This is a genomic window from Nitratireductor sp. J20-h4 (genome assembly GCF_056780505.1).
This window is the reverse complement of the sequence record NZ_CM165557.1, coordinates 3,646,925-3,665,208: the sequence shown is the minus strand read 5'-3', so window position 1 is coordinate 3,665,208 and position 18,284 is coordinate 3,646,925. Positions and strand designations below refer to the sequence as shown.

The window sequence follows — 18,284 nt, the reverse complement described above, 5'->3', positions numbered from 1 at the left end:
TTACCTTTTTTCCGGATCGGCGGCGAGTGCGGAGACGGGGACGATCTCGATGCCGCGTTTTTTGGCCTCAGCCACCCATGACGCGACGGTATCGACCGTGACGTCGAAGGCCGATCCAGTGCCGAGCGCGAAGCCGCGGGCGCGGGCGATTCGCTCCAGTTCGTCGAGCTTTTCCAGGATGGCGGCCCGGTCGCGGCGCTGGTCGATCGTCGCATCGCCCTCGACATAGGGAACCCGGCTCTTGGCGGCCAGCTCTCCGGCGAGGCTGCGCGCGGAGGAGCCGTCGTCGAGATAAAGCAGCCCGCGGGCGCCGAGATCGCGCATAACCGGTGCGAAGGCGGCGTCCTCGGCGGTGAAGCGCGCGCCCATATAGTTCATCACGCCGACATAGTTCGTCGTGCGGCCCAGCACCTTGTGAAGGGTGTCGATATTCTGCTCGCTCGACGCCTCAGTCGTCAGCGTGTCGCGGCCGGGATTGACGCGCGGATAATCGAATGGCTCGAGCGGCAACTGCATCAATATTTCGTGCCCCTCGCTGCGTGCGGCCTGCATCCAGCGGCCGATCGAGTTGCCCTGCGGCGCGAAGGCGAGGGTCACTTCGGGCGGCAGCTTGGCGATTGCCGCCTGTGTGCCGGTCTGCGACAGGGCCATGCCGCCGATCACGATCGCCACGCGCGCGCCGCGCGCGCCCGACCACGGTCGGGCATAGACGTCGAATGGCCGGCGCCCGTCATCGGCCCGAACCGGCAGCGGACCATGCTCGGACTGTTCCAGGAGAGCCCGATCGGGAAGATGCGCGACCCGCAGGTCCTGGCCGATGGCGGAGGGATCGCGGATCACGATCACGTTCGATCCCGACGTGGCCTCGGATCTTTCGGGAACGCGAATGATGGAGGGCGTCGGGGCCGCCGTTTCGTCGGCCGGCGCCAGGGCCTTTTCGGCGGATGGCTCGGGCGGTGGGGGCCGCGCGGCCTCCAGCGCCACGACCTCGGCAGCGGGCTGGCGCCATGGATCTGGCAGCAGGGCGATCCACAGCCCGGCTGCGGCAACCATGCATAGGCTCACAGCGCCGGCGATTTGGGCCGCGCCGGGCATCGGCCACGGCCGGCTGGCCGGTCGCGCGCCGTGCTGACCGAGGGGACGTTCGATCTGCTTGTCGAGCGGCAAGCCAGGAGCCTTTCAGGCAGGAATGAACCAGGTGTGTCGAGGCATGGGGCGAACGGCGCCGGACGGTTGAGCCGCCGGCGCCGCATGCTTACTGATTGAGAACCGCCTGGTCCGGGTTGGGCGGAAAGGCCGGGTCGGTCTTTTCACCGCGCAACAACGCGAGTGCGTAGGTAAGCTGCACGTCGTCCTTGGCTTCCGCCGGCACATAGGCGGCCGAACCAGAACCTTCCTCGCTTTCCTCGTCACCCTTGATATGGCCGCGCAGATCCGATTCGCCGCGCGTCACGTCACGTCCGAGCAATTCGTCCGGCAGCGGTTGCTCGACCCGGATGTCGGGGGTGATGCCCTTGCCCTGGATCGATTTTCCCGCCGGCGTGTAATAGAGCGCGGTGGTCAGGCGCAGGGCGCCGTTCTCGGCCAGCGGGATGATGGTTTGCACCGATCCCTTACCGAAAGAGCGCGTGCCGAGCACTGTCGCGCGGCGATGATCCTGAAGGGCGCCGGCGACGATCTCGGAAGCACTCGCCGAGCCGCCATTGACCATGACGATCAGCGGCTTGCCGCCGGTCAGGTCGCCAGCACGCGCATCGAACCGGACCACGTCCTTGGGGTCGCGGCCACGGGTCGAGACGATCTCGCCGCGATCGAGGAAGGCGTCAGAAACGCTCACCGCCTGGTCGAGCAGGCCACCGGGGTTAAGCCGCAGGTCGAGCACGAAACCTTTCAGCTTGTCGGCCGGAATCTCGGCTTCGATGTCGGTGATGGCCGCCTGCAGATCGTCGAAGGTCTTTTCGGTGAAGGAGGCGATCTTCACATAGCCGATATCGCCCTCGACGCGGTATTTGACCGCCCTGACCTTGATGATGGCGCGCACGATCGTGATCGTGATCGGTTCGACGGCGCCCTCGCGCAGGATTGTCAGTTCAATCGGCGTGTTGACGGCGCCGCGCATGCGCTCGACCGCGTCCGACAGGTTGAGGCCGCGTACGTCCTCGCCATCAATCTCCGCGATCAGGTCGCCGGCAAGCACGCCCGCGCGGGCGGCCGGCGTGTCGTCGATCGGCGTGATCACCTTGACCAGTTCGTTTTCCATGGTGACCTCGATGCCGAGGCCGCCAAACTCGCCCTTGGTCTGGACCCGCATGTCCTTGGCGGCATCCGGATTGAGATAGGACGAATGCGGATCGAGCGAGGTGAGCATGCCGTTGATGGCGTTCTCGACCAGGTCCTTGTCCTCGGGCGGCGTGACATATTGCGCACGCACGCGCTCGAAGATGTCGCCAAAAACCGCGAGATGGCGATAGGTTTCCGAGCTGGCCGCGATCGCGGAAGAGCCCGTGGGGCCGTAAACGACGCTCATCACGGAGGCGCCCATCAAGGCGCCGGCAAGAAGAAGCGACAACTTACGAATCATCTTTCGTCCTTCCAGAATCCCGGTCGGCCCACCATGGGCCCGGGTCGACGGGTTTGCCATCCTTGCGGAACTCTACGTAAAGCTCCGGACTGCTGCTCGCACTTCCCAATGTCACCACGCTGGCGACCCTTGCTTCCCCCATGGCGCCGATCGGTTCTCCCGACAGCACCGTCTGGCCCAGGGAAACGTTCGTGGTCGCCAAACCCGCCAGCACGACATGATAACCGTCGCCAACATCGACGATCAAGAGTTGGCCGTATGAACGAAACGGGCCCGCGTACAAAATACTGCCATCGGCAGGTGCGGTGACGATAGAGCCGGATTGTGTTTGAAGCGTGTCGCCAGCCATGTGACCGCCGAGCCCGTCGCTCTCGCCGAAGCGTCGCACGAACGTGCCCGACACCGGCAGCGCGACCGTTCCTTCAAGACTTTCAAAGGGTAGGCCCGTTACCAGCCGGTTGGCTTCCGGCACGGGGCGGCCCGCGGCTTCCGCCTCGCGGCGCCTGCGCTCTTCCTCCGCCAGACGCGCCGCGCGCGCGGCTTCCTGAACGCCGGTGATCTCGGCCTCGATGGAGGCGATCAATTCTTTGAGACTGCCTGCCCTGGCAGCGAGGGCGGCGGCCTTCTCGCGCTCTTTTTCCATGGTTGATTCGTTCGCCCGCAAGAGCCTGCTCTTTTCCTCCAGCAGCAGCGCCAGTCGCTTCTTTTCCGCCGCCTGGTCCTGCACGGTGGCAGACAGTCTCTCGCGTTCGCCGGCGATCGCGCGACGCAGCGCGGCCAGTTCCTTGAGATCGCCGAGGAGGATTTCGGTCTCGGCTCTGAGTTCGGGCACGACCGCGCCCAGAATGATCGCGCTGCGTACCGACGACAGCGCGTCCTCGGGCCTGACCAGAATCGCCGGCGGCGGATTGAGCCCCATGCGCTGGAGTGCGCCCAGGACTTCGGCCAGGACACCGCGACGGGCATGAAGCGAGGATTTTAGCGCGTCTTCCTGCTGTTTGAGCGTTTCCAGGCGTGTCTCGATGGCGATGATGTCGTTGGAGAGCTTCTTTTCGGTCTTTGCCGCCTGAATCAGGGCGGTGGTGATGGCCGCGTTATCCTTGCGCATCGCCGCGACCTCGTCCGCCAGCGAATCGAGACGCTCTTGCGACAGCGACATCTGGCGCAGGATTGTTTGGTATTCGGAGGCGGTATCGGTGCGCTTCTCCTCCAGGGTCGCCATGTCCTGGGCAAAAGGCGGGGTCGGGACGGCGACCGCAAGCACGAGAGCGGCAAGCAGGGTCCGTCCGCGCCTCCCGTTCCTGTCGCTGCGGTTTCTCGTCATCGCTCCGCCCTGATCCTGCCGGCGTTTCTCGGGTCGCGACCCTAGGAGCGGCCGGTTAAGGAAGCATCAACCATATCGCATCGTGCGGGTGCGCGCGCAGAGTCGGCCCGCTTTTGTCGGAAATTGTGGCGACGGGCGGCAAACGCCGCCCGAACGCGCCGTCAGATGCGGTGATATGGGTGACCGGCCAGAATGGTCGCGCACCGGTAGAGCTGTTCGGCGATCATGACGCGCGCCAACTGATGCGGCCAGGTGAGCTTGCCCATGGAGAGAACAAGGCCGGCCCCGTCGCGCAGCGCCGCATCGTGGCCGTCCGGGCCACCGAGCGCGGTCACCAGCCTGCGGCATCCCTCATCGCGGGTCTTTGCGATCCAGCGCGCGAGGTCTTCCGACCCCTGGGCCTTGCCGCGTTCGTCGAGAAGCAGCAACACAGATCCGGGCTCGAGCACCGAGGTGAGCCGCGCGGCTTCCTCGCGCTTGCGCTCGCCTGGACCGGGGGCGCGGCTTTCGACGGTTTCGGATAGCCCCGCCCATTCCAGGCCGACTGACGGGCCGATTTTGGCGAGGCGATCGAAATAGCGGCCGGCAAGCTCCGCCTCGGGGCCGGTCTTCATCCGGCCCACTGCATGCACGGCAATCCGCATCGCCTTCGGTTCAGTGAACCGTTTCGTCCTCGAGATCGGGAGCCTGCCACATCTTTTCGATGTTGTAGAACTCGCGGACCTCGGGCCGGAAGACATGGACGATGATGTCGCCGGCGTCGATCAGAACCCAATCCGAATTCGCCAGGCCTTCGACCCGGGCGCTACCCAGTCCGGCCTCCTTGAGCGCCTTGATCAGATGGTCCGACACCGCACCGACATGACGGTTCGACCGACCCGAGGCGATCACCATGTGGTCGCCAAGGCTCGATTTACCCCGGATGTCGATTGAGACGATGTCTTCCGCCTTTGAGTCTTCCAGAGATTCAAGGACGATTTTCAAGGCCTGAGATTCACCCTGTCGGGTCATCCCGGCCGGCGAAGGCATGATTTCAGCCTTCTTGCCCAGTGCTGTTCTCAGTGTCTTTCCTTTCACGGTAAGAACAACTCCGCCACGCGCGAGTCACGTGACATGCTAAAGATAGGCATGGACCCTTAACAGTTTCAAGACTGGCCGGCCGCCTCGTTCGCGTCCCCCGAACCGTACTCCTCGGTCGCATAGGCGAATTCGGGGGCTGGCGGCGCCTGTGCGGACAAAGGCGCGAAATCACCGCTTTCGTCGGCAGGCACGGCGTCTGCCTGCGTCAGCCGCCAGACGACGAAGGCGCAGAAGACGGCGGCGATGGCAATCGCCACGGCGATGAAGGCGCCAGTGCCGGCAAAGGCGGTCAGGGCGGTGGCTATCCCCGGTATGACGAAGCCCGACAAAGACCAGGTGAACAGCATGGTGCTCGACAGCAAGACGAGGTCGCCCTTTTCCGCGCGGTCATTGGCGTGCGCGGAGGAAATCGAATAGATCGATTCGGTGGCGCCGCTCCACACCATGTAGATCAGGATCATCCACGCCATTTCCTTTCCGTCGGCGCCAGTCGCCAGCGCGCCGGCGCCGATCACGATCACGGAGGCGGCAACCAGCACGTAGCGCCGGTCCGTGCGGTCGGACAGCCAGCCGAACGGCAATTGTACCAGCATGGTGCCGAGCGGCATGGCCAGCAGGAGCAGGGCGACCTGGTCCTTGGAAAATCCGATTGCGGTGGCGTGGATGGGCGCGAAGCCGGCGACCATCATCGACAGCCCGCCGACGGCCAGCATGCCGGCCAGCCCGACCGGCGAAACCTGCCAGGCGCGCCGGAGCGCGATCGAGGCGATCGGCGGCGGCGGCGGGGTGCGCAGCCGGGTCAGGCCGACGGGAATGATCGACAGCGCGCCGAACGCGACCGCGACCACCGGTGCTGCGTTGGTGGCGATGTCGATAAAGGTCAGCAGATAGGACCCGAGGCCCAATCCGACGATATAGCTGACGTAGAAAATGGCGATCACGCGACCGCGCACGTGGTTTTCCACGACGTCGTTGAGCCAGCTCTGGGCAACGATGAAGAGCCCCGATATGGCAAAGCCGTACAGCGCTCGCGCCGGAACCCAGAGCGCGGGGGTCACCTTGATGCTGATCGCGACGCTCGACAGGATGATCAGTGCCGAAAAGATCATATAGGCGCGGGCGTGGCCGACGCGGTTGACGATGCGCCCGGTCAGGAAGCAACCGGCCATGCCGCCGGCCGAAAGACCGGTCAGGATCAGTCCGGCCCAGGTTGGCGGAAATCCGTCCACGGCCAGCCGGACCGGCACGAAAGCGAACATCAGCCCGTTGCCGACCGCCACAAGCGCCGTCGACAGGATCACGCTGGCGATCGCGATCGCCGGCGCGGATTGCGCCGGATCGGTCGGCGGCGCACTGGCCGCTTCTGTGCTCGAAACGAAGCTCATCGCGCCGATGATGTTCCTTTCGGGCGCGGCGGAACACGACGAAAACGGCACGAACTGTCTGGAACTGGACGGGCGGCGGCGGTGGGCGCGCGACCGAGCGTCGGCGTATCCGGGACCGGGCTAGTCCGCGTTGCGGAGGGCGGTCGAGGACAAAGAGGAGCGCGGCCCGTGGATGAACGTCCAGGCGGGCGCCGGGGTGCGGGCCAGTCGCGCGGCCTGGTCCTCGTCGATGCGGGCCCGGCTGAAGGCCTTGGCGGTCACCGACGAGAGAAAGGACAGCGTCGCGCCGGGCCGGTCGATGACGGCGATCGGCATGATCGCCATGATGTCGCGCCAGCGCTGCCAGCGATGGAAGCCGGCGAGGCTGTCGGCGCCCATGATCCAGACGAAATCGACGCCGGGATTGCGCCGTGTCGCCAGTTCCAGTGTGTCGGCGGTGTAGCGGATGCGGTGCGCCGCCTCGAAGGCGGTCACCTTGATGCGCGGGTCCGGCGTGATCGCCTCGGATTGCGCCAGCCGCCGCGCCAGCGGCGCGAGCTCCTTCACGTCCTTGAGGGGATTGCCCGGCGTGACCAGCCACCAGAGCTGGTCGAGGCGCAGGCGCCGCAGCGATATCTCGGCGACCAGGGCGTGGCCGGCATGCGGCGGGTTGAAAGAGCCGCCGAAGATGCCGACGGCCATGCCGCGCTCGACATGGGGCATGCGCAGATAGCGGGCCGGAATGCCCTCAAGCCTCTGGCTGGCGCCGGTCAAGGCCGGAGCTGGCCGGAACCGCGGACGCGGTATTTGAACGATGTCAACTGTTCGACGCCGACCGGACCGCGTGCATGCATCTTTCCGGTCGCGATGCCGATCTCTGCGCCCATGCCGAATTCGCCGCCGTCGGCAAACTGGGTCGAGGCGTTGTGGAGCAGGATCGCAGAATCGATCTCGTTGAAGAAGCGCTCGACCACGGCCGGGTCTTCCGCCACGATCGCCTCGGTGTGATGCGACGAATGGGTCACGATATGCTCGATCGCGCCCGCGATACCCTCGACCAGCTTCACCGAGATGATGGCGTCGAGATATTCGGTCGTCCAGTCGTCGTCGCTCGCCGGCGTCGCGGCGGGATAATAGGTGCGCACCGCGCTGTCGGCGCGGATTTCGCAGCCCGCCCCCGCGAGCGCGGTCAGGACCGGCACGAGATGGGTGTCGGCTGCGGCGCGGTCGACGAGCAGGGTCTCCGTAGCGCCGCAAATGCCGGTGCGACGCATCTTGGCGTTGACGGCGATCGCGCGCGCCATGTCCGGATCGGCCGAGGCATCGATATAGAGATGGCACAAGCCTTCGAGATGGGCGAAGACCGGCACCCTGGCCTCCTCCTGCACCCGACTGACCAGGCTCTTGCCACCGCGCGGCACGATGACGTCGATCGCGCCGGAGAGGCCTTTGAGCATCGCGCCGACGGCGGCGCGGTCGGTGGTCGGAACGATCTGGATCGCGGTCTCGGGCAGGCCGGCGGTTTTCAACCCCTCGGTCAGGCAGGCGTGGATCGCGGCCGCGGAATTGGCCGAATCCGAGCCGCCGCGCAGAATGACGGCGTTGCCGGCCTTCAGGCACAGCGCTCCCGCGTCGGCGGTGACGTTGGGCCGGCTTTCGAAAATCACGCCGATAACCCCGAGCGGCGTGCGCACGCGCTCGATCTTGAGCCCGTTGGGCCGCTCCCACGCGGCAATGACGTCGCCCACCGGATCCGGCAGGGCGGCGATGGCGCGCACGCCCCCGGCGATGGTGCGAATACGTTCAGTCGTCAGAACGAGACGATCCATCAAGGCGGCCGAGAGACCGTTTTCGGTGCCGTCGGCGACATCGATGGCGTTGGCGGTCATGATCTGGCGCTCGTTGGCCTCAAGCGCGTCGGCCATAGCGTGGAGTGCGGCATTCTTGACGGTTTCCGACGCCGTGGCCAGCGGTCGCGCCGCGGCGCGGGCGGCACGGCCCATCTCGTTCATGAGCGTTACCACATCGATGCGGGCGTCGTCATTGGTTGTGAGCATGTCGTCCTCCCAGCGCTCAGCCGCGGGCCTCTTTCCTGGCCGAGGGGGCCGGCGTCACCACGAGATCGTCGCGGTGAATCATCGCCGCGCGCGCTTCGTAGCCCAGCACGCGGGCGATGTCGGCGCTCTTCAGTCCCGCAATCCTTACGGCATCGGCGGCGTCGTAGGCAACCAGGCCGCGCGCGATCTCGCTGCCGTCCGGCGCGAGCACGGCCACGGTGTCGCCGCGTGCGAACCCGCCTTCGACCGCGCGCACGCCGGCCGGCAGCAAAGACTTGCCCGAGCGCAGCGCGCCGATCGCGCCGTCGTCGATGACGAGCCGGCCAGCCGGTTCGAGTTGGCCCGCGATCCATGTCTTGTAGCCGCGCACCGGCGTCTGGCTGGGCGCAAAAAAAGTCGACGGTTCGCCGCGGTCGATGGCCGCAAGCGGCGACAGTCTGGTGCCCGACGCAATGATCATGGCGGTGCCGGCCCGGGTGGCTATTCTGCCGGCGTCGAGCTTGGTGCGCATGCCGCCGCGCGAGAATTCCGAGGCGGCCTCGCCGGCCATCGCCTCGATCTCCGGCGTGATCGCGTCGACCTCGGGCACGAAGCGGGCGGCGGGATCGCGCGCCGGCGGGGCGGTGTAAAGCCCGTCAATGTCCGACAGGAGAACCAGAAGGTCCGACTGGATCATGGTCGCCACGCGCGCGGCCAGCCGGTCATTGTCGCCATAGCGAATCTCGGTGGTGGCGACGGTATCGTTTTCGTTGATGACCGGCACGGCACGGAGCTTGAACAGAGTCGAGATGGTCGCCCGGGCGTTGAGATAACGGCGGCGTTCCTCGGTGTCGCCGAGGGTTACCAGAACCTGTCCAGAGACGAGTCCCAGACGGTCGAGCTCTTCCGACCAGGCGCCGGCGAGCGCAATCTGGCCAACGGCGGCGGCGGCCTGGCTTTCCTCGAGTTTCAGCGCCCGGCGGCCTAGGCCGAGCAGCTTGCGGCCGAGCGCGATGGCGCCCGAGGAGACGACGCAGATATCCGCACCGGCCGCCGACAGGTTGGCGACGTCCGCGCACAGCGATGCGAGCCAGTCGCGCCTGAGGCCGCGCTCGGGGTCGACGAGCAGGGCGGAGCCGACCTTGACCGTGATGCGGCGATAGGCGGAAAGCGGTTGCCGGGCCATTATCGCTCCGTGCGCTGCCAGCGCGGATCGGGCGTGTCATCTGTTTGCGCCTCGGCGGCGCGGGTCTCCTCGATCACGGCCATTAAGGCGCGCAGGGTTTGCTCGACGCCTTCGCGCGTGGCCGACGACAAGAGCAGGGGCGCGCGCCCGGCAGCCGCCTGCAGGGCGGCGACCTTTTCGGCACGTTCTTCTTCGTCGAGGGTGTCGATCTGCGCCAGCGCGACGATTTCGGGCTTGTCGCCGAGGCCGTGACCATAGGCTTCAAGCTCGCCGCGCACGGTGCGGTAGGCGGCGGCGGGGTCGTCTTCGCGCGCGGACACCAGATGCAGGATGACCCGGGTGCGTTCGACATGGCCGAGGAATCGGTCGCCAATCCCCGCGCCCTGGTGCGCGCCCTCGATCAGGCCGGGGATGTCGGCGATGACGAATTCGCGTGCGTCGACCCGCGCCACGCCGAGGCCCGGGTGGAGCGTGGTGAAGGGGTAGTCGGCGATCTTCGGCTTGGCCGCGGTAACGGTCGACAGAAAGGTCGACTTGCCGGCATTGGGCAGGCCGACCAGTCCGGCGTCGGCGATCAGTTTCAGCCGCAGCCAGATCGTCCGTTCCTGGCCTTCGAGGCCGGGATTGGCCCGGCGCGGCGCCTGGTTGGTTGAACTCTTGAAATGGGTGTTGCCGAAACCGCCATTGCCGCCGGCGGCAAGCCTCACGCGCTGGCCGACCTCGGTCAGGTCGCAGATCAGGGTCTCGTTGTCGTCTTCGAACACCTGGGTGCCGACCGGCACCTTCAGCACGGCGTCCGCGCCCTTGCCGCCGGTGCGGTTGCGGCCCATGCCGTGCATGCCGGTCTTGGCCTTGAAATGCTGCTGGTAGCGATAGTCGATCAGCGTGTTCAGCCCGTCGACCGCCTCGACCCACACATCGCCGCCGCGGCCGCCATCGCCGCCGTCCGGCCCGCCGAACTCGAGATATTTCTCGCGCCGGAAGGAAACCGATCCGGCTCCGCCGTCGCCCGAACGAATATAGACCTTGGCCTGGTCGAGAAATTTCATCGGATTGACAACTTGCCGTTCTATCTGCTTGAGCCGCTACGTTCGCGCATGCGGGCGCGAGAGCGATATCGGAAATGACGGTTTACCGCAATCTCCGTGCGGTAAACCGCTGGGCAGGGGCGGGCTCGAGACCATGCAATGCGTCACCTACAATATCCAGTACGGCATCGGCCTTGATGGTCGCTACGATCTGTCCCGCATCGCCGATGCCGTGCGCGGGGCCGATCTGATCGCGCTGCAGGAAGTCTCGCGCAACAATCCCGACAATGCCGGTCGCGACATGGTCGCGGAGATGGCGGAGCTTCTGCCCGAGTATTTTTCCGTCTTCGGCGCGCCCTTTCAGGGCGATATGGGGTCTGCCGTGGAGAACGGGCGCGCGGTCACCCGCATGTTCGAGTTTGGCAATATGGTTTTGTCGAAGACGCCGATCCTGTCCTCGCGCAACCTGCTGTTGCCGCGCCAGCGCACCTTCGACCGGCTCAATTTGCAGCGCGGCGCGCTGGAGGCGATGGCCGAAACGCCGTTTGGGCCGCTGCGTTTCTATTCGGTCCATCTCGACCATACCAGTCCGGCCGAACGTATCGAGCAGATCGGCTATCTGGTCGACAAGGCGCTTGCCTACGGCATCGAAGGCGGGGCGTTGACCGGTACGTCTGAACGCGGCTTTCCCGAGCCGCCGCATCCCGAAGCGTTCGTGCTGATGGGCGATTTCAACCTTGTGCCCGGCTCGCCCGAATATATCGCCATGACCGGCCATCCCGACGTCGAGTTCGGAGTGACGCGGCGCAGCCGCCTGCCGATCGACGCCGCGGTGCTGGTCGATCCAGACCATGCCGGGCGCGTGACCTGGCTCGATCCGAAACGGCTCGACGATAGGAACGCGCGGCGCTGCCTCGACTATTGTTTCGTCTATGCCGGTCTCGCGAGCCGGGTGAAGCGTTGCTGGGTCGACACCCAGGCGCTCGGCTCCGACCACCGCCCGGTCTGGATGGAGCTGGGTTGAGGGGCGACGCCGCCCGTCCAGGCGACGGGCGACGGGGCGGCGGTCGGAGCGGACGGCTCAGCTCTGCGCCCAGGTGCGCAGGCTTACCCAGGTCCTGCGGTCGAGCCGGTAGCGCTCTACCGGCACCTGCCCGGCGGAGAGCGAGTCCAGCATGCCCTGGCCGGCATACTGGAACCCGCATTTGTGGATCACGCGGCGCGACCCGTCATTGATGACGCGACAGGAGGCGTGCAACGTGTCGATCGCGGTTGCGCGGAAGGCCAGGTCCACCAGCGCGTGCGCGGCCTCGGTGGCGTAACCGCGACCCCAGTAGGGCTCGCCGATCCAGTAGCCGATCTCCAGTCCGCGCTGCGTGACGTTCAGTCCCGCGCAGCCGATGAAGGCGCCGTTTTCGGAATTGGTGATGGCATAGGTGCAGCCGGGACCGCGATTGCGCGCGGTGGCGATGAAGGCCTTGGCTTCCATCTCGCCGTAAGGGTGCGGCATGCGCCCGAGCATCTCGGCGATGCGGCGATTGTCGGCGAGCTCGATCAACTCCGGCAGGTCGTCGCGATGCGGCGGTCGCAGCACCAGCCTGGCTGTGACGAGTACCGGGCAATCGATCCGCAGACTTTCGTCTTCGACGTCTTCCTTTTCGGCAACCATGTCCTGTCCTCCGGCAATGAAAAAGGGGAGATGGCGCCCCATCTCCCCTGATCCTATTGCTGGAGTGTCCAGACACCGGTTCCCGAGAGGGGGCGCCGGTATCTTGAAGCGGAACCGGCTATTCCGCGGCTTCCATAATCGGATTCACCGATACGTAGGTGCGGCCATTGGCTTTCTTGCGGAAGGACACCGCACCGGTCTCGAGCGCAAAAAGAGTATGGTCCTTGCCCATGCCCACACGTTCGCCCGGGTGCCACTTGGTGCCGCGCTGACGCACGATGATGTTGCCGGCGATCACCTTCTCGCCGCCGAATTTCTTCACGCCAAGGCGCTTGGATTCCGAATCGCGACCGTTACGCGACGAACCGCCAGCTTTCTTGTGTGCCATTTTCTGCTCCTTCGCGCCGCAGAGGCGCCTTCAACCTTATGGGCGCATTCGCGCCGCTTTTCAAACCTTGGGCTCGGGGTCAGCCCTTGGCCAGTTCCTTGGCCTGGTCGCGCCAGTCCTTGATCTGGTCGGCGCTGAACGGCATCGCTTCGTCGATGCGCGCCACGTCCTTGTCCGACAGTGCGGCGATCTGCGCGAAGGTGGTGATGCCCTGCTCGTTCAACTGCCCGGCCGCCACCGGGCCGATGCCCTTGATCGTGGTCAGGTCGTCCTTGTCGCCCTTCGGGGCGGTGAACAGCGGAGCGGCCGCGGTGTCGACCTTGGCGTCCGCCTTTTTCGGCGCCGCCTCTTTCTTGGCCGCGGGCTTGTCGTCGGCCTTCTTCGGCGCGGCGTCCTTCTTGGCGGCCGGCTTCTTCGACGGCTTGGCGCCTCCGGTCAGGATCTCGGAAATGCGCACCGTGGTCAGAAGCTGCCGGTGGCCGCGCGTGCGGCGCGAATTCTGGCGGCGCCGCTTCTTGAAGGCGATCACCTTCTTGCCGCGGCCCTGCTCGACCACTTCGGCCGCCACCGAGGCGCCGTCGATGAAGGGGGCGCCCAATGTGACGTCCTCGCCCTCGCCGACGACGAGCACGTGCGGAAATTCGATGATGTCGCCGGCTTCGCCCGCGACCTTTTCGACCTTCAGGAGGTCGTCCGCGGCAACGCGATACTGCTTGCCGCCGGTTTTGATGACTGCGAACATTTCTTGCCTTTCGCTGTTCGGATCGGCTCGTTGAGCGGATACGTTCCGCCCGGCCGTCTTCTTTTCAGTCTGTTTCGGGTTCAAATGACAAACGGCGCGGAGAGTTTCCACGCCGGAAGCCACGCGTCGTTAGCCGAACGGGTGCTTCAAGTCAAGCAAGCGTGGTGTTTTTCGGCACAATGGGCCTTGTTTCGGCGGGCGACCTTCGCTATCTGTGCGCCGCGCCGGCAACGGCTGACCATGACCCGCGGAGAGGTGGCAGAGTGGTCGAATGCACCGCACTCGAAATGCGGCATACTCGCAAGGGTATCGGGGGTTCGAATCCCCCCCTCTCCGCCACGGTCCATAGGGTCCATTCCGGAGACATGGGTAACAGATTGTACCGGAGAGATGGGTTACGGTTTCTCCGGGGCGAATGGTTCGACCGCGACCACCAGTTCGATCTCGACGGTGATGTTTCCCGGTAGCGAACCCAGCCCGACGGCTGAGCGCGCATGCTGGCCGTTTTCGCCGAAAGTCATGATGAGCAGATCCGAACAGCCGTTGATGACGTCGGGATGGTGAGTGAAGTCCGGCGTCGCATTGACCATGCCCAGGAGCTTGACCACCCGCCTGACGCGGTGAAGCCCTCCAAGCGCGGCGCGCACGACCGAAAGCAGGTTCATGCCGGTCAGCCGTGCATGCGCGTAGGCCTGTTCGACCGAGACATCGGCGCCCACCTTGCCGGTATGCAGGCGTCCGTCGGCCTCACGCGGCCCCTGGCCGGACAGGAACAGAAGCTCGCCCTCGCGCACATGCGTCAGGAAGTTGCCGATCGGCGGCGGGGGAGGCGGCAGAACAACCCCCATTTGTGCAAGCCGTTCCTCGGGGGAGCGACCGGCCGCCTGGCCGGAACATGCGAGGTTCATCGAAGACTCCATGATTGCCGAACGCAGGGCTTGCGTTGGCCGTGTCCGCGCCAGCGGCGCGGCGATTGATCAATCAGCATGGTGGCACGCGGCCTCGGCGCCGGACGCAACACGGCGCAGAAGCGGCCGCTCGCGGCGGCAGATGTCGGTCGCGACCGGGCAGCGCGGATGGAACGCGCAGCCGGAGGGCGGGTCCAGCGGACTGGGCACCTCGCCGCGCGGCACCTTGAGGCGGCGGTGGCGGCGCGTCGGATCGGGCTTGGGCACGGCATCCATCAGCGTGCGCGTATAGGGGTGGCTGGGCTGTTGATAGACACGCGCGGTGTCGCCGATTTCGACGATGCGGCCCAGATACATCACCGCGACCCGGTCGCTGATGTGCTGCACGATGCCGAGATCGTGCGCGACGAACAGATAGGCGAGACCGAATTCGCGCTGGATGTCCGACATCAGGTTGACAACCTGTGCCTGGATCGACACGTCCAGGGCCGAGACGGGTTCGTCGGCGACGATCAGCGCGGGATTGAGCGCCAGCGCGCGGGCGATCGCCAGCCGCTGGCGCTGTCCGCCGGAGAATTTCGACGGCACGTTGCGCATCTGGTCCGGCCGCAATCCGACCTTTTCGAACAGGTCGGCGACCCGCTCCCGCCGCCGCGCGGCGCCGCGCATGCCGCTGACCAGCAGCGGTTCGGCGACGATGTCCTGGGCGCGCTGTCGCGGATCGAGCGAACCGTTCGGATCCTGGAAAATCATCTGCACGCGACGTCGTAACGGGCGCATGCGGCGATGGGACAAATGGGAGATGTCGATGCCGTCGAGAAGAATCTTTCCGTCGCTCGGCTCAAGCAGTCTGACGATCATCTTGCCGACGGTCGACTTGCCGCAACCCGATTCGCCGACCAGGCCGAGTGTCTCGCCCGCGGCGATGGAGAAGGAAACGTCGTCGACGGCGTGAACGGTTCGCGCCCTGCCGGCGAGCCCGCCGGCAATGGTGAAGCGCTTGCCCAGATTGCTGACCTCAAGCAGCTTGCTCATGCCGCGCCTTTCATCGGATACCAGCAGGCCGCGCGGTGTCCGGGCGCCATGTCGGACAGTGGCGGTCGTTCGACCTCGCATCGCGGCCGGGCTCGCGGGCAGCGCGGCGCGAAGGCGCAGCCGCGGGGCAGGGCCCACAGCGCGGGCACGGTGCCCGGAATTTCGGCAAGACGGCCGCGTTCGGTGGCGCTGCCGGCTTCGGCGATATGCGGGATCGAACCGAGCAGGCCGTGCGTGTAGGGGTGCTGGGGGTCGGCAAACAATCTTTCGGTCGTCGTCTCCTCGACAATCCTGCCGGCGTACATGACGGCCACGCGGTCGGCCGTTTCGGCGACGACGGCCAGATCGTGGGTGATCAGGATCGTCGCGGCACCGACGGCGGCCTGCAGGTCGCGGAACGTTTCCAGAATCTGGGCCTGGGTGGTCACGTCCAGCGCCGTGGTCGGCTCGTCGGCGATCAGCACATCCGGATCACAGGCCAGTGCGAGCGCGATCACCACGCGTTGGCGCATGCCGCCCGACATTTGATGCGGATAGTCGTCGAAGCGCCGCTTCGGATCGGGTATGCGCACCTGTTCGAAGATCTCTTCCACGCACCGTCTGGCGGCGACGGCGTCGAGCCCCTTGTGCAGGCGCAGGGCCTCGGCGACCTGCGGGCCGACGCGCATCGACGGATTGAGCGATGTCATCGGTTCCTGGAAGATCAGGCCGATGCGGTTTCCCCTTATCGAGCGCAGGCTGGCCTCGCTCGCCGCGGCAAGGTCGAGTTCGTCGAACAGGATGCGGCCCTTGCTGATCCGCGCGACCGGGTCGGGCAAAAGCCGCATGATCGCAAGTGCGGTCATGCTCTTGCCCGAGCCCGATTCTCCCACCAGCGCAAGCACTTCGCCGCGCGCGACGGTGAAGGACAGATCGCTTACGGCATCGAATGTGCGGTCCCGGGCAGTCAGTTCCACGGTCAGGTCCTGGATCGAGAGAAGCGGCGTCATCCGGTGCCGTCCCGCCCGGCGAGCGCCGGGATGAGCGCGACCGCGTTGTCGCGCAGGATGGCGCGCCGATCCCGGTCCGAAAGATAGTCGGCGTAGTGGGTGAAATAGGTCAGCGACTGCGCGTAGGTGCAGTAGCGGTCGACATTGGGCGCGTCGGAGCCCCACAGGAAGCGCTCGGCGCCGAAGCGCTCGACCAGCTGGCGGATATGAAGGTGCGCGCGGGGATAGGGGTAGTCCTGCCGCCCGCCCCAGGCGATCGGGTAGAGGATTTCGGCGGAAACCGGCGCCTGGGAAAGCAGTGTGTCGATCACGGCGGGAAGCGTGAGACGATCCTGGTCGTCGGCATAAAGCGATGTCGGCACGCCGTGAACCAGAACATGGCGAATGCCGGGAAAGCGCTCGACGATGCGTTCCAGATGGCGCATCTCGTCTTCATAGGTGCCGACCGGCGAGTTTGCCGACTGGACCCAGAACACCGGCAGGCCGCTCTGCTCGATGAAGCGCCAGAAGGGGGCGTAGACGGCGTCTGAGTGCATTGGCCGGTAGCCGCTGCGAAACAGCCCCGTCGTGGTAAAATAGACGCCTGCCATCTTCAGACGACCGATCTCGTCGGCAAGGCGCCGCAGTTCCTCGTCGGTATAGGCGAAGGCCTCCTCGACCTGGGCAAGGCCGACAAAGCGGCCGGGATGGGCGCCTGCCGCGGCGGCAAAATCCTCGGCCAGATTGCCGTAAATATGGTCGTTCTGGAGAATCGCGGTCGCGACCCCGGCATTGTCCATGAACGCCATAAGTTTTTCGGCGCTCATCGACAGGTCGTCCATCCAGGGTGGCAGGAACTGAACGTAAAAATCCTCGCCGCCGCTCGTCCATTCGAAGCGGCCGAACCGCCCGGCCCGGAAGGCGCAGTCGCGCCGGCCCGCAGGTGACGGGTCGGTCTGGTTCCACAACATGCGCTCAGTGGCGACGGAACCGTCGCGGGTTCGGCGGTAGGGTTGGTTTCCATGCATGTGCATGGCGCGCTGCTGGTGCAGAAGGTGCGTTTCAACGTCGGGAAAACCGGCGGCGCCGGCGGCCGGCGGGAATATATGGGCGTGGCAATCGATGATGCCGAAATCCATTGTGGACACCGTCATGAGCTGGAACCTGGATCGAAGACGTCGCGCAAACCATCGCCGAAGGCGTTGAAGGCGAGAACGAGGAGGGAGATGGCGATGCCGGGCGCGATCACGAGGTGCGGCGCCATGGTCAGATATTCCCGGCTGGCGCCGAGCATGGTTCCCCATTCGGGCGCGGGTGGCTGGACGCCGAGCCCGAGGAAACCCAGCGCCGAGCCGATCAGCACCGCCTGGCCCGCATTGAGGCTGAGCTCGATGATGATGACAGTCGCCGCGTTGGGCAGGATATGGCGCAGGAGGATGCGCGTATGGCTCATGCCCACGGTGATTGAGGCGGCAACGAAATCCTCCTCGGCGAGTTCGATCACCCGGCCCCGGACGAGCCGTGCCAGCGGCGGGATGAAGCTCGCTGTGATGGCGATGGTGAGCCCGGTTGCGCTGGAGCCGGCAACCGAGGCGATCGCGATCGCAAGCACGATGTTGGGCACGGTCAGCAGGAGGTCGATGATCCCGGTGACCACGCGGTCGGTCACGCCGCCGAAATAGCCGGCAATGGCGCCCAGCGCGACCCCGCCAATGCCGGCGAAAAACACCGAAGCGAGCGCGATCGACAGCGTAAAGCGCGTGCCGACGATGATGCGCGAAAGGATGTCGCGTCCGACATTGTCCGTGCCGAGAAGGTGGGCCGCCGAGGGCGGCTCGAGCATCGCGAAAAGGTCCTGGGCATTGGGATCGTGCGGCGCCACGGCCTCGCCGAAAAGTGCCAGCAGCGCGAAGAGTGCCAGCAGACTCGCGCCCAGCCACAGGAACACGTTGACGCCTCGTCGCCGCCGCCTTGC

At 66.1% G+C, this 18,284-nt stretch carries 19 protein-coding genes and 1 tRNA gene; 2 read left to right on the top strand and 18 right to left on the bottom strand.

Annotation, left to right across the window (positions count from 1 at the left end; translation table 11 throughout):
* The 10 genes from ACT2B0_RS17595 to obgE form a co-directional block, all read right to left on the bottom strand.
* The gene (locus ACT2B0_RS17595; RefSeq protein WP_481658417.1) at window positions 1–1,053 is read right to left on the bottom strand and encodes a divergent polysaccharide deacetylase family protein; all 1,053 of its coding nucleotides are present in this window, start codon (window positions 1,051–1,053) and stop codon (window positions 1–3) included.
* A 202-nt stretch (window positions 1,054–1,255) separates the two neighbouring features.
* The gene (locus ACT2B0_RS17590) at window positions 1,256–2,581 is read right to left on the bottom strand and encodes a S41 family peptidase (protein ID WP_473459630.1); all 1,326 of its coding nucleotides are present in this window, start codon (window positions 2,579–2,581) and stop codon (window positions 1,256–1,258) included.
* Window positions 2,571–3,803, bottom strand: a complete 1,233-nt coding sequence (locus ACT2B0_RS17585; RefSeq protein WP_473459629.1) for a murein hydrolase activator EnvC family protein — start codon at window positions 3,801–3,803, stop codon at window positions 2,571–2,573. Before ACT2B0_RS17585 ends, ACT2B0_RS17590 begins: the two co-directional genes overlap by 11 nt.
* A 263-nt stretch (window positions 3,804–4,066) precedes the next feature.
* A complete protein-coding gene (gene rlmH, locus ACT2B0_RS17580; RefSeq protein WP_473459628.1) occupies window positions 4,067–4,549 on the bottom strand; it encodes a 23S rRNA (pseudouridine(1915)-N(3))-methyltransferase RlmH in 483 nt (160 codons plus the stop codon).
* A gap of 10 nt (window positions 4,550–4,559) precedes the next feature.
* Complete coding sequence (gene rsfS, locus ACT2B0_RS17575; protein ID WP_473459627.1) at window positions 4,560–4,934, bottom strand: ribosome silencing factor; 375 nt, start codon at window positions 4,932–4,934, stop codon at window positions 4,560–4,562.
* Between the two features lie 116 nt (window positions 4,935–5,050).
* Entirely contained in the window at window positions 5,051–6,370 is a 1,320-nt protein-coding gene (locus ACT2B0_RS17570) for an MFS transporter (protein WP_473459626.1), read from the bottom strand.
* A gap of 120 nt (window positions 6,371–6,490) precedes the next feature.
* Window positions 6,491–7,072 (bottom strand): nicotinate-nucleotide adenylyltransferase, encoded by a 582-nt coding sequence (locus ACT2B0_RS17565; RefSeq protein WP_473466065.1) that lies wholly within the window; start codon window positions 7,070–7,072, stop codon window positions 6,491–6,493.
* 47 nt (window positions 7,073–7,119) lie between these two features.
* Window positions 7,120–8,406, bottom strand: coding sequence for a glutamate-5-semialdehyde dehydrogenase (locus ACT2B0_RS17560; protein ID WP_473459625.1), 1,287 nt, complete (start codon window positions 8,404–8,406; stop codon window positions 7,120–7,122).
* Window positions 8,407–8,422: 16 nt separating this feature from the next.
* Entirely contained in the window at window positions 8,423–9,571 is a 1,149-nt protein-coding gene (gene proB / locus ACT2B0_RS17555) for a glutamate 5-kinase (protein WP_473459624.1), read from the bottom strand.
* Entirely contained in the window at window positions 9,571–10,620 is a 1,050-nt protein-coding gene (obgE, locus tag ACT2B0_RS17550) for a GTPase ObgE (protein ID WP_473459623.1), read from the bottom strand. Before obgE ends, proB begins: the two co-directional genes overlap by 1 nt.
* Window positions 10,621–10,753: 133 nt before the next feature.
* On the opposite strand from obgE, the gene ACT2B0_RS17545 reads away from it, so the two are divergent.
* Window positions 10,754–11,623 (top strand): endonuclease/exonuclease/phosphatase family protein, encoded by an 870-nt coding sequence (locus ACT2B0_RS17545; protein WP_473459622.1) that lies wholly within the window; start codon window positions 10,754–10,756, stop codon window positions 11,621–11,623.
* Between the two features lie 57 nt (window positions 11,624–11,680).
* On the opposite strand, the gene ACT2B0_RS17540 is transcribed toward ACT2B0_RS17545, so the two are convergent.
* From ACT2B0_RS17540 to ACT2B0_RS17530, 3 genes are all read right to left on the bottom strand, one after another.
* Window positions 11,681–12,268 (bottom strand): GNAT family N-acetyltransferase, encoded by a 588-nt coding sequence (locus tag ACT2B0_RS17540; protein ID WP_473459621.1) that lies wholly within the window; start codon window positions 12,266–12,268, stop codon window positions 11,681–11,683.
* Between the two features lie 118 nt (window positions 12,269–12,386).
* Window positions 12,387–12,656, bottom strand: coding sequence for a 50S ribosomal protein L27 (gene rpmA, locus ACT2B0_RS17535; protein WP_348488657.1), 270 nt, complete (start codon window positions 12,654–12,656; stop codon window positions 12,387–12,389).
* A 79-nt stretch (window positions 12,657–12,735) separates the two neighbouring features.
* Window positions 12,736–13,398, bottom strand: a complete 663-nt coding sequence (locus tag ACT2B0_RS17530; RefSeq protein ID WP_348488656.1) for a 50S ribosomal protein L21 — start codon at window positions 13,396–13,398, stop codon at window positions 12,736–12,738.
* A gap of 249 nt (window positions 13,399–13,647) precedes the next feature.
* Here ACT2B0_RS17530 and ACT2B0_RS17525 point away from each other — a divergent pair.
* Window positions 13,648–13,737: transfer RNA gene (locus tag ACT2B0_RS17525), tRNA-Ser, on the top strand.
* A gap of 56 nt (window positions 13,738–13,793) precedes the next feature.
* On the opposite strand, the gene ACT2B0_RS17520 is transcribed toward ACT2B0_RS17525, so the two are convergent.
* The 5 genes from ACT2B0_RS17520 to ACT2B0_RS17500 all read right to left on the bottom strand — a co-directional run bounded on the left by ACT2B0_RS17520 (window position 13,794) and on the right by ACT2B0_RS17500 (window position 18,257).
* Entirely contained in the window at window positions 13,794–14,306 is a 513-nt protein-coding gene (locus ACT2B0_RS17520) for a RidA family protein (RefSeq protein WP_473459620.1), read from the bottom strand.
* A 69-nt stretch (window positions 14,307–14,375) separates the two neighbouring features.
* Window positions 14,376–15,341 carry an ABC transporter ATP-binding protein gene (locus ACT2B0_RS17515; RefSeq protein WP_473459619.1) on the bottom strand — a complete coding sequence of 322 codons (966 nt, stop codon included), beginning with the start codon at window positions 15,339–15,341 and terminating at the stop codon, window positions 14,376–14,378.
* On the bottom strand, window positions 15,338–16,330 hold the full coding sequence (locus ACT2B0_RS17510; RefSeq protein WP_473459618.1) for an ABC transporter ATP-binding protein: 993 nt from the start codon (window positions 16,328–16,330) through the stop codon (window positions 15,338–15,340). Before ACT2B0_RS17510 ends, ACT2B0_RS17515 begins: the two co-directional genes overlap by 4 nt.
* The gene (locus tag ACT2B0_RS17505; protein ID WP_473459617.1) at window positions 16,327–17,463 is read right to left on the bottom strand and encodes an amidohydrolase family protein; all 1,137 of its coding nucleotides are present in this window, start codon (window positions 17,461–17,463) and stop codon (window positions 16,327–16,329) included. The genes ACT2B0_RS17510 and ACT2B0_RS17505 overlap by 4 nt, the downstream gene beginning before the upstream one ends.
* Entirely contained in the window at window positions 17,460–18,257 is a 798-nt protein-coding gene (locus tag ACT2B0_RS17500; RefSeq protein WP_473459616.1) for an ABC transporter permease, read from the bottom strand. The genes ACT2B0_RS17505 and ACT2B0_RS17500 overlap by 4 nt, the downstream gene beginning before the upstream one ends.
* Window positions 18,258–18,284: the final 27 nt, after the last annotated feature.

Coding starts and splice junctions, on each gene's coding strand:
- rlmH (WP_473459628.1), bottom strand. CDS start 4,549: ATGCGGATTGCCGTGCATGCAGTGGGCCGGATGAAGACCGGCCCCGAG.
- ACT2B0_RS17570 (WP_473459626.1), bottom strand. CDS start 6,370: ATGAGCTTCGTTTCGAGCACAGAAGCGGCCAGTGCGCCGCCGACCGAT.
- ACT2B0_RS17510 (WP_473459618.1), bottom strand. CDS start 16,330: ATGACGCCGCTTCTCTCGATCCAGGACCTGACCGTGGAACTGACTGCC.
- proB (WP_473459624.1), bottom strand. CDS start 9,571: ATGGCCCGGCAACCGCTTTCCGCCTATCGCCGCATCACGGTCAAGGTC.
- ACT2B0_RS17565 (WP_473466065.1), bottom strand. CDS start 7,072: ATGCCCCATGTCGAGCGCGGCATGGCCGTCGGCATCTTCGGCGGCTCT.
- ACT2B0_RS17505 (WP_473459617.1), bottom strand. CDS start 17,463: ATGACGGTGTCCACAATGGATTTCGGCATCATCGATTGCCACGCCCAT.
- obgE (WP_473459623.1), bottom strand. CDS start 10,620: ATGAAATTTCTCGACCAGGCCAAGGTCTATATTCGTTCGGGCGACGGC.
- ACT2B0_RS17560 (WP_473459625.1), bottom strand. CDS start 8,406: ATGCTCACAACCAATGACGACGCCCGCATCGATGTGGTAACGCTCATG.
- ACT2B0_RS17545 (WP_473459622.1), top strand. CDS start 10,754: ATGCAATGCGTCACCTACAATATCCAGTACGGCATCGGCCTTGATGGT.
- ACT2B0_RS17530 (WP_348488656.1), bottom strand. CDS start 13,398: ATGTTCGCAGTCATCAAAACCGGCGGCAAGCAGTATCGCGTTGCCGCG.
- ACT2B0_RS17540 (WP_473459621.1), bottom strand. CDS start 12,268: ATGGTTGCCGAAAAGGAAGACGTCGAAGACGAAAGTCTGCGGATCGAT.
- ACT2B0_RS17520 (WP_473459620.1), bottom strand. CDS start 14,306: ATGAACCTCGCATGTTCCGGCCAGGCGGCCGGTCGCTCCCCCGAGGAA.
- rpmA (WP_348488657.1), bottom strand. CDS start 12,656: ATGGCACACAAGAAAGCTGGCGGTTCGTCGCGTAACGGTCGCGATTCG.
- ACT2B0_RS17595 (WP_481658417.1), bottom strand. CDS start 1,053: ATGGTTGCCGCAGCCGGGCTGTGGATCGCCCTGCTGCCAGATCCATGG.
- ACT2B0_RS17590 (WP_473459630.1), bottom strand. CDS start 2,581: ATGATTCGTAAGTTGTCGCTTCTTCTTGCCGGCGCCTTGATGGGCGCC.
- rsfS (WP_473459627.1), bottom strand. CDS start 4,934: ATGCCTTCGCCGGCCGGGATGACCCGACAGGGTGAATCTCAGGCCTTG.
- ACT2B0_RS17585 (WP_473459629.1), bottom strand. CDS start 3,803: ATGGCGACCCTGGAGGAGAAGCGCACCGATACCGCCTCCGAATACCAA.
- ACT2B0_RS17515 (WP_473459619.1), bottom strand. CDS start 15,341: ATGAGCAAGCTGCTTGAGGTCAGCAATCTGGGCAAGCGCTTCACCATT.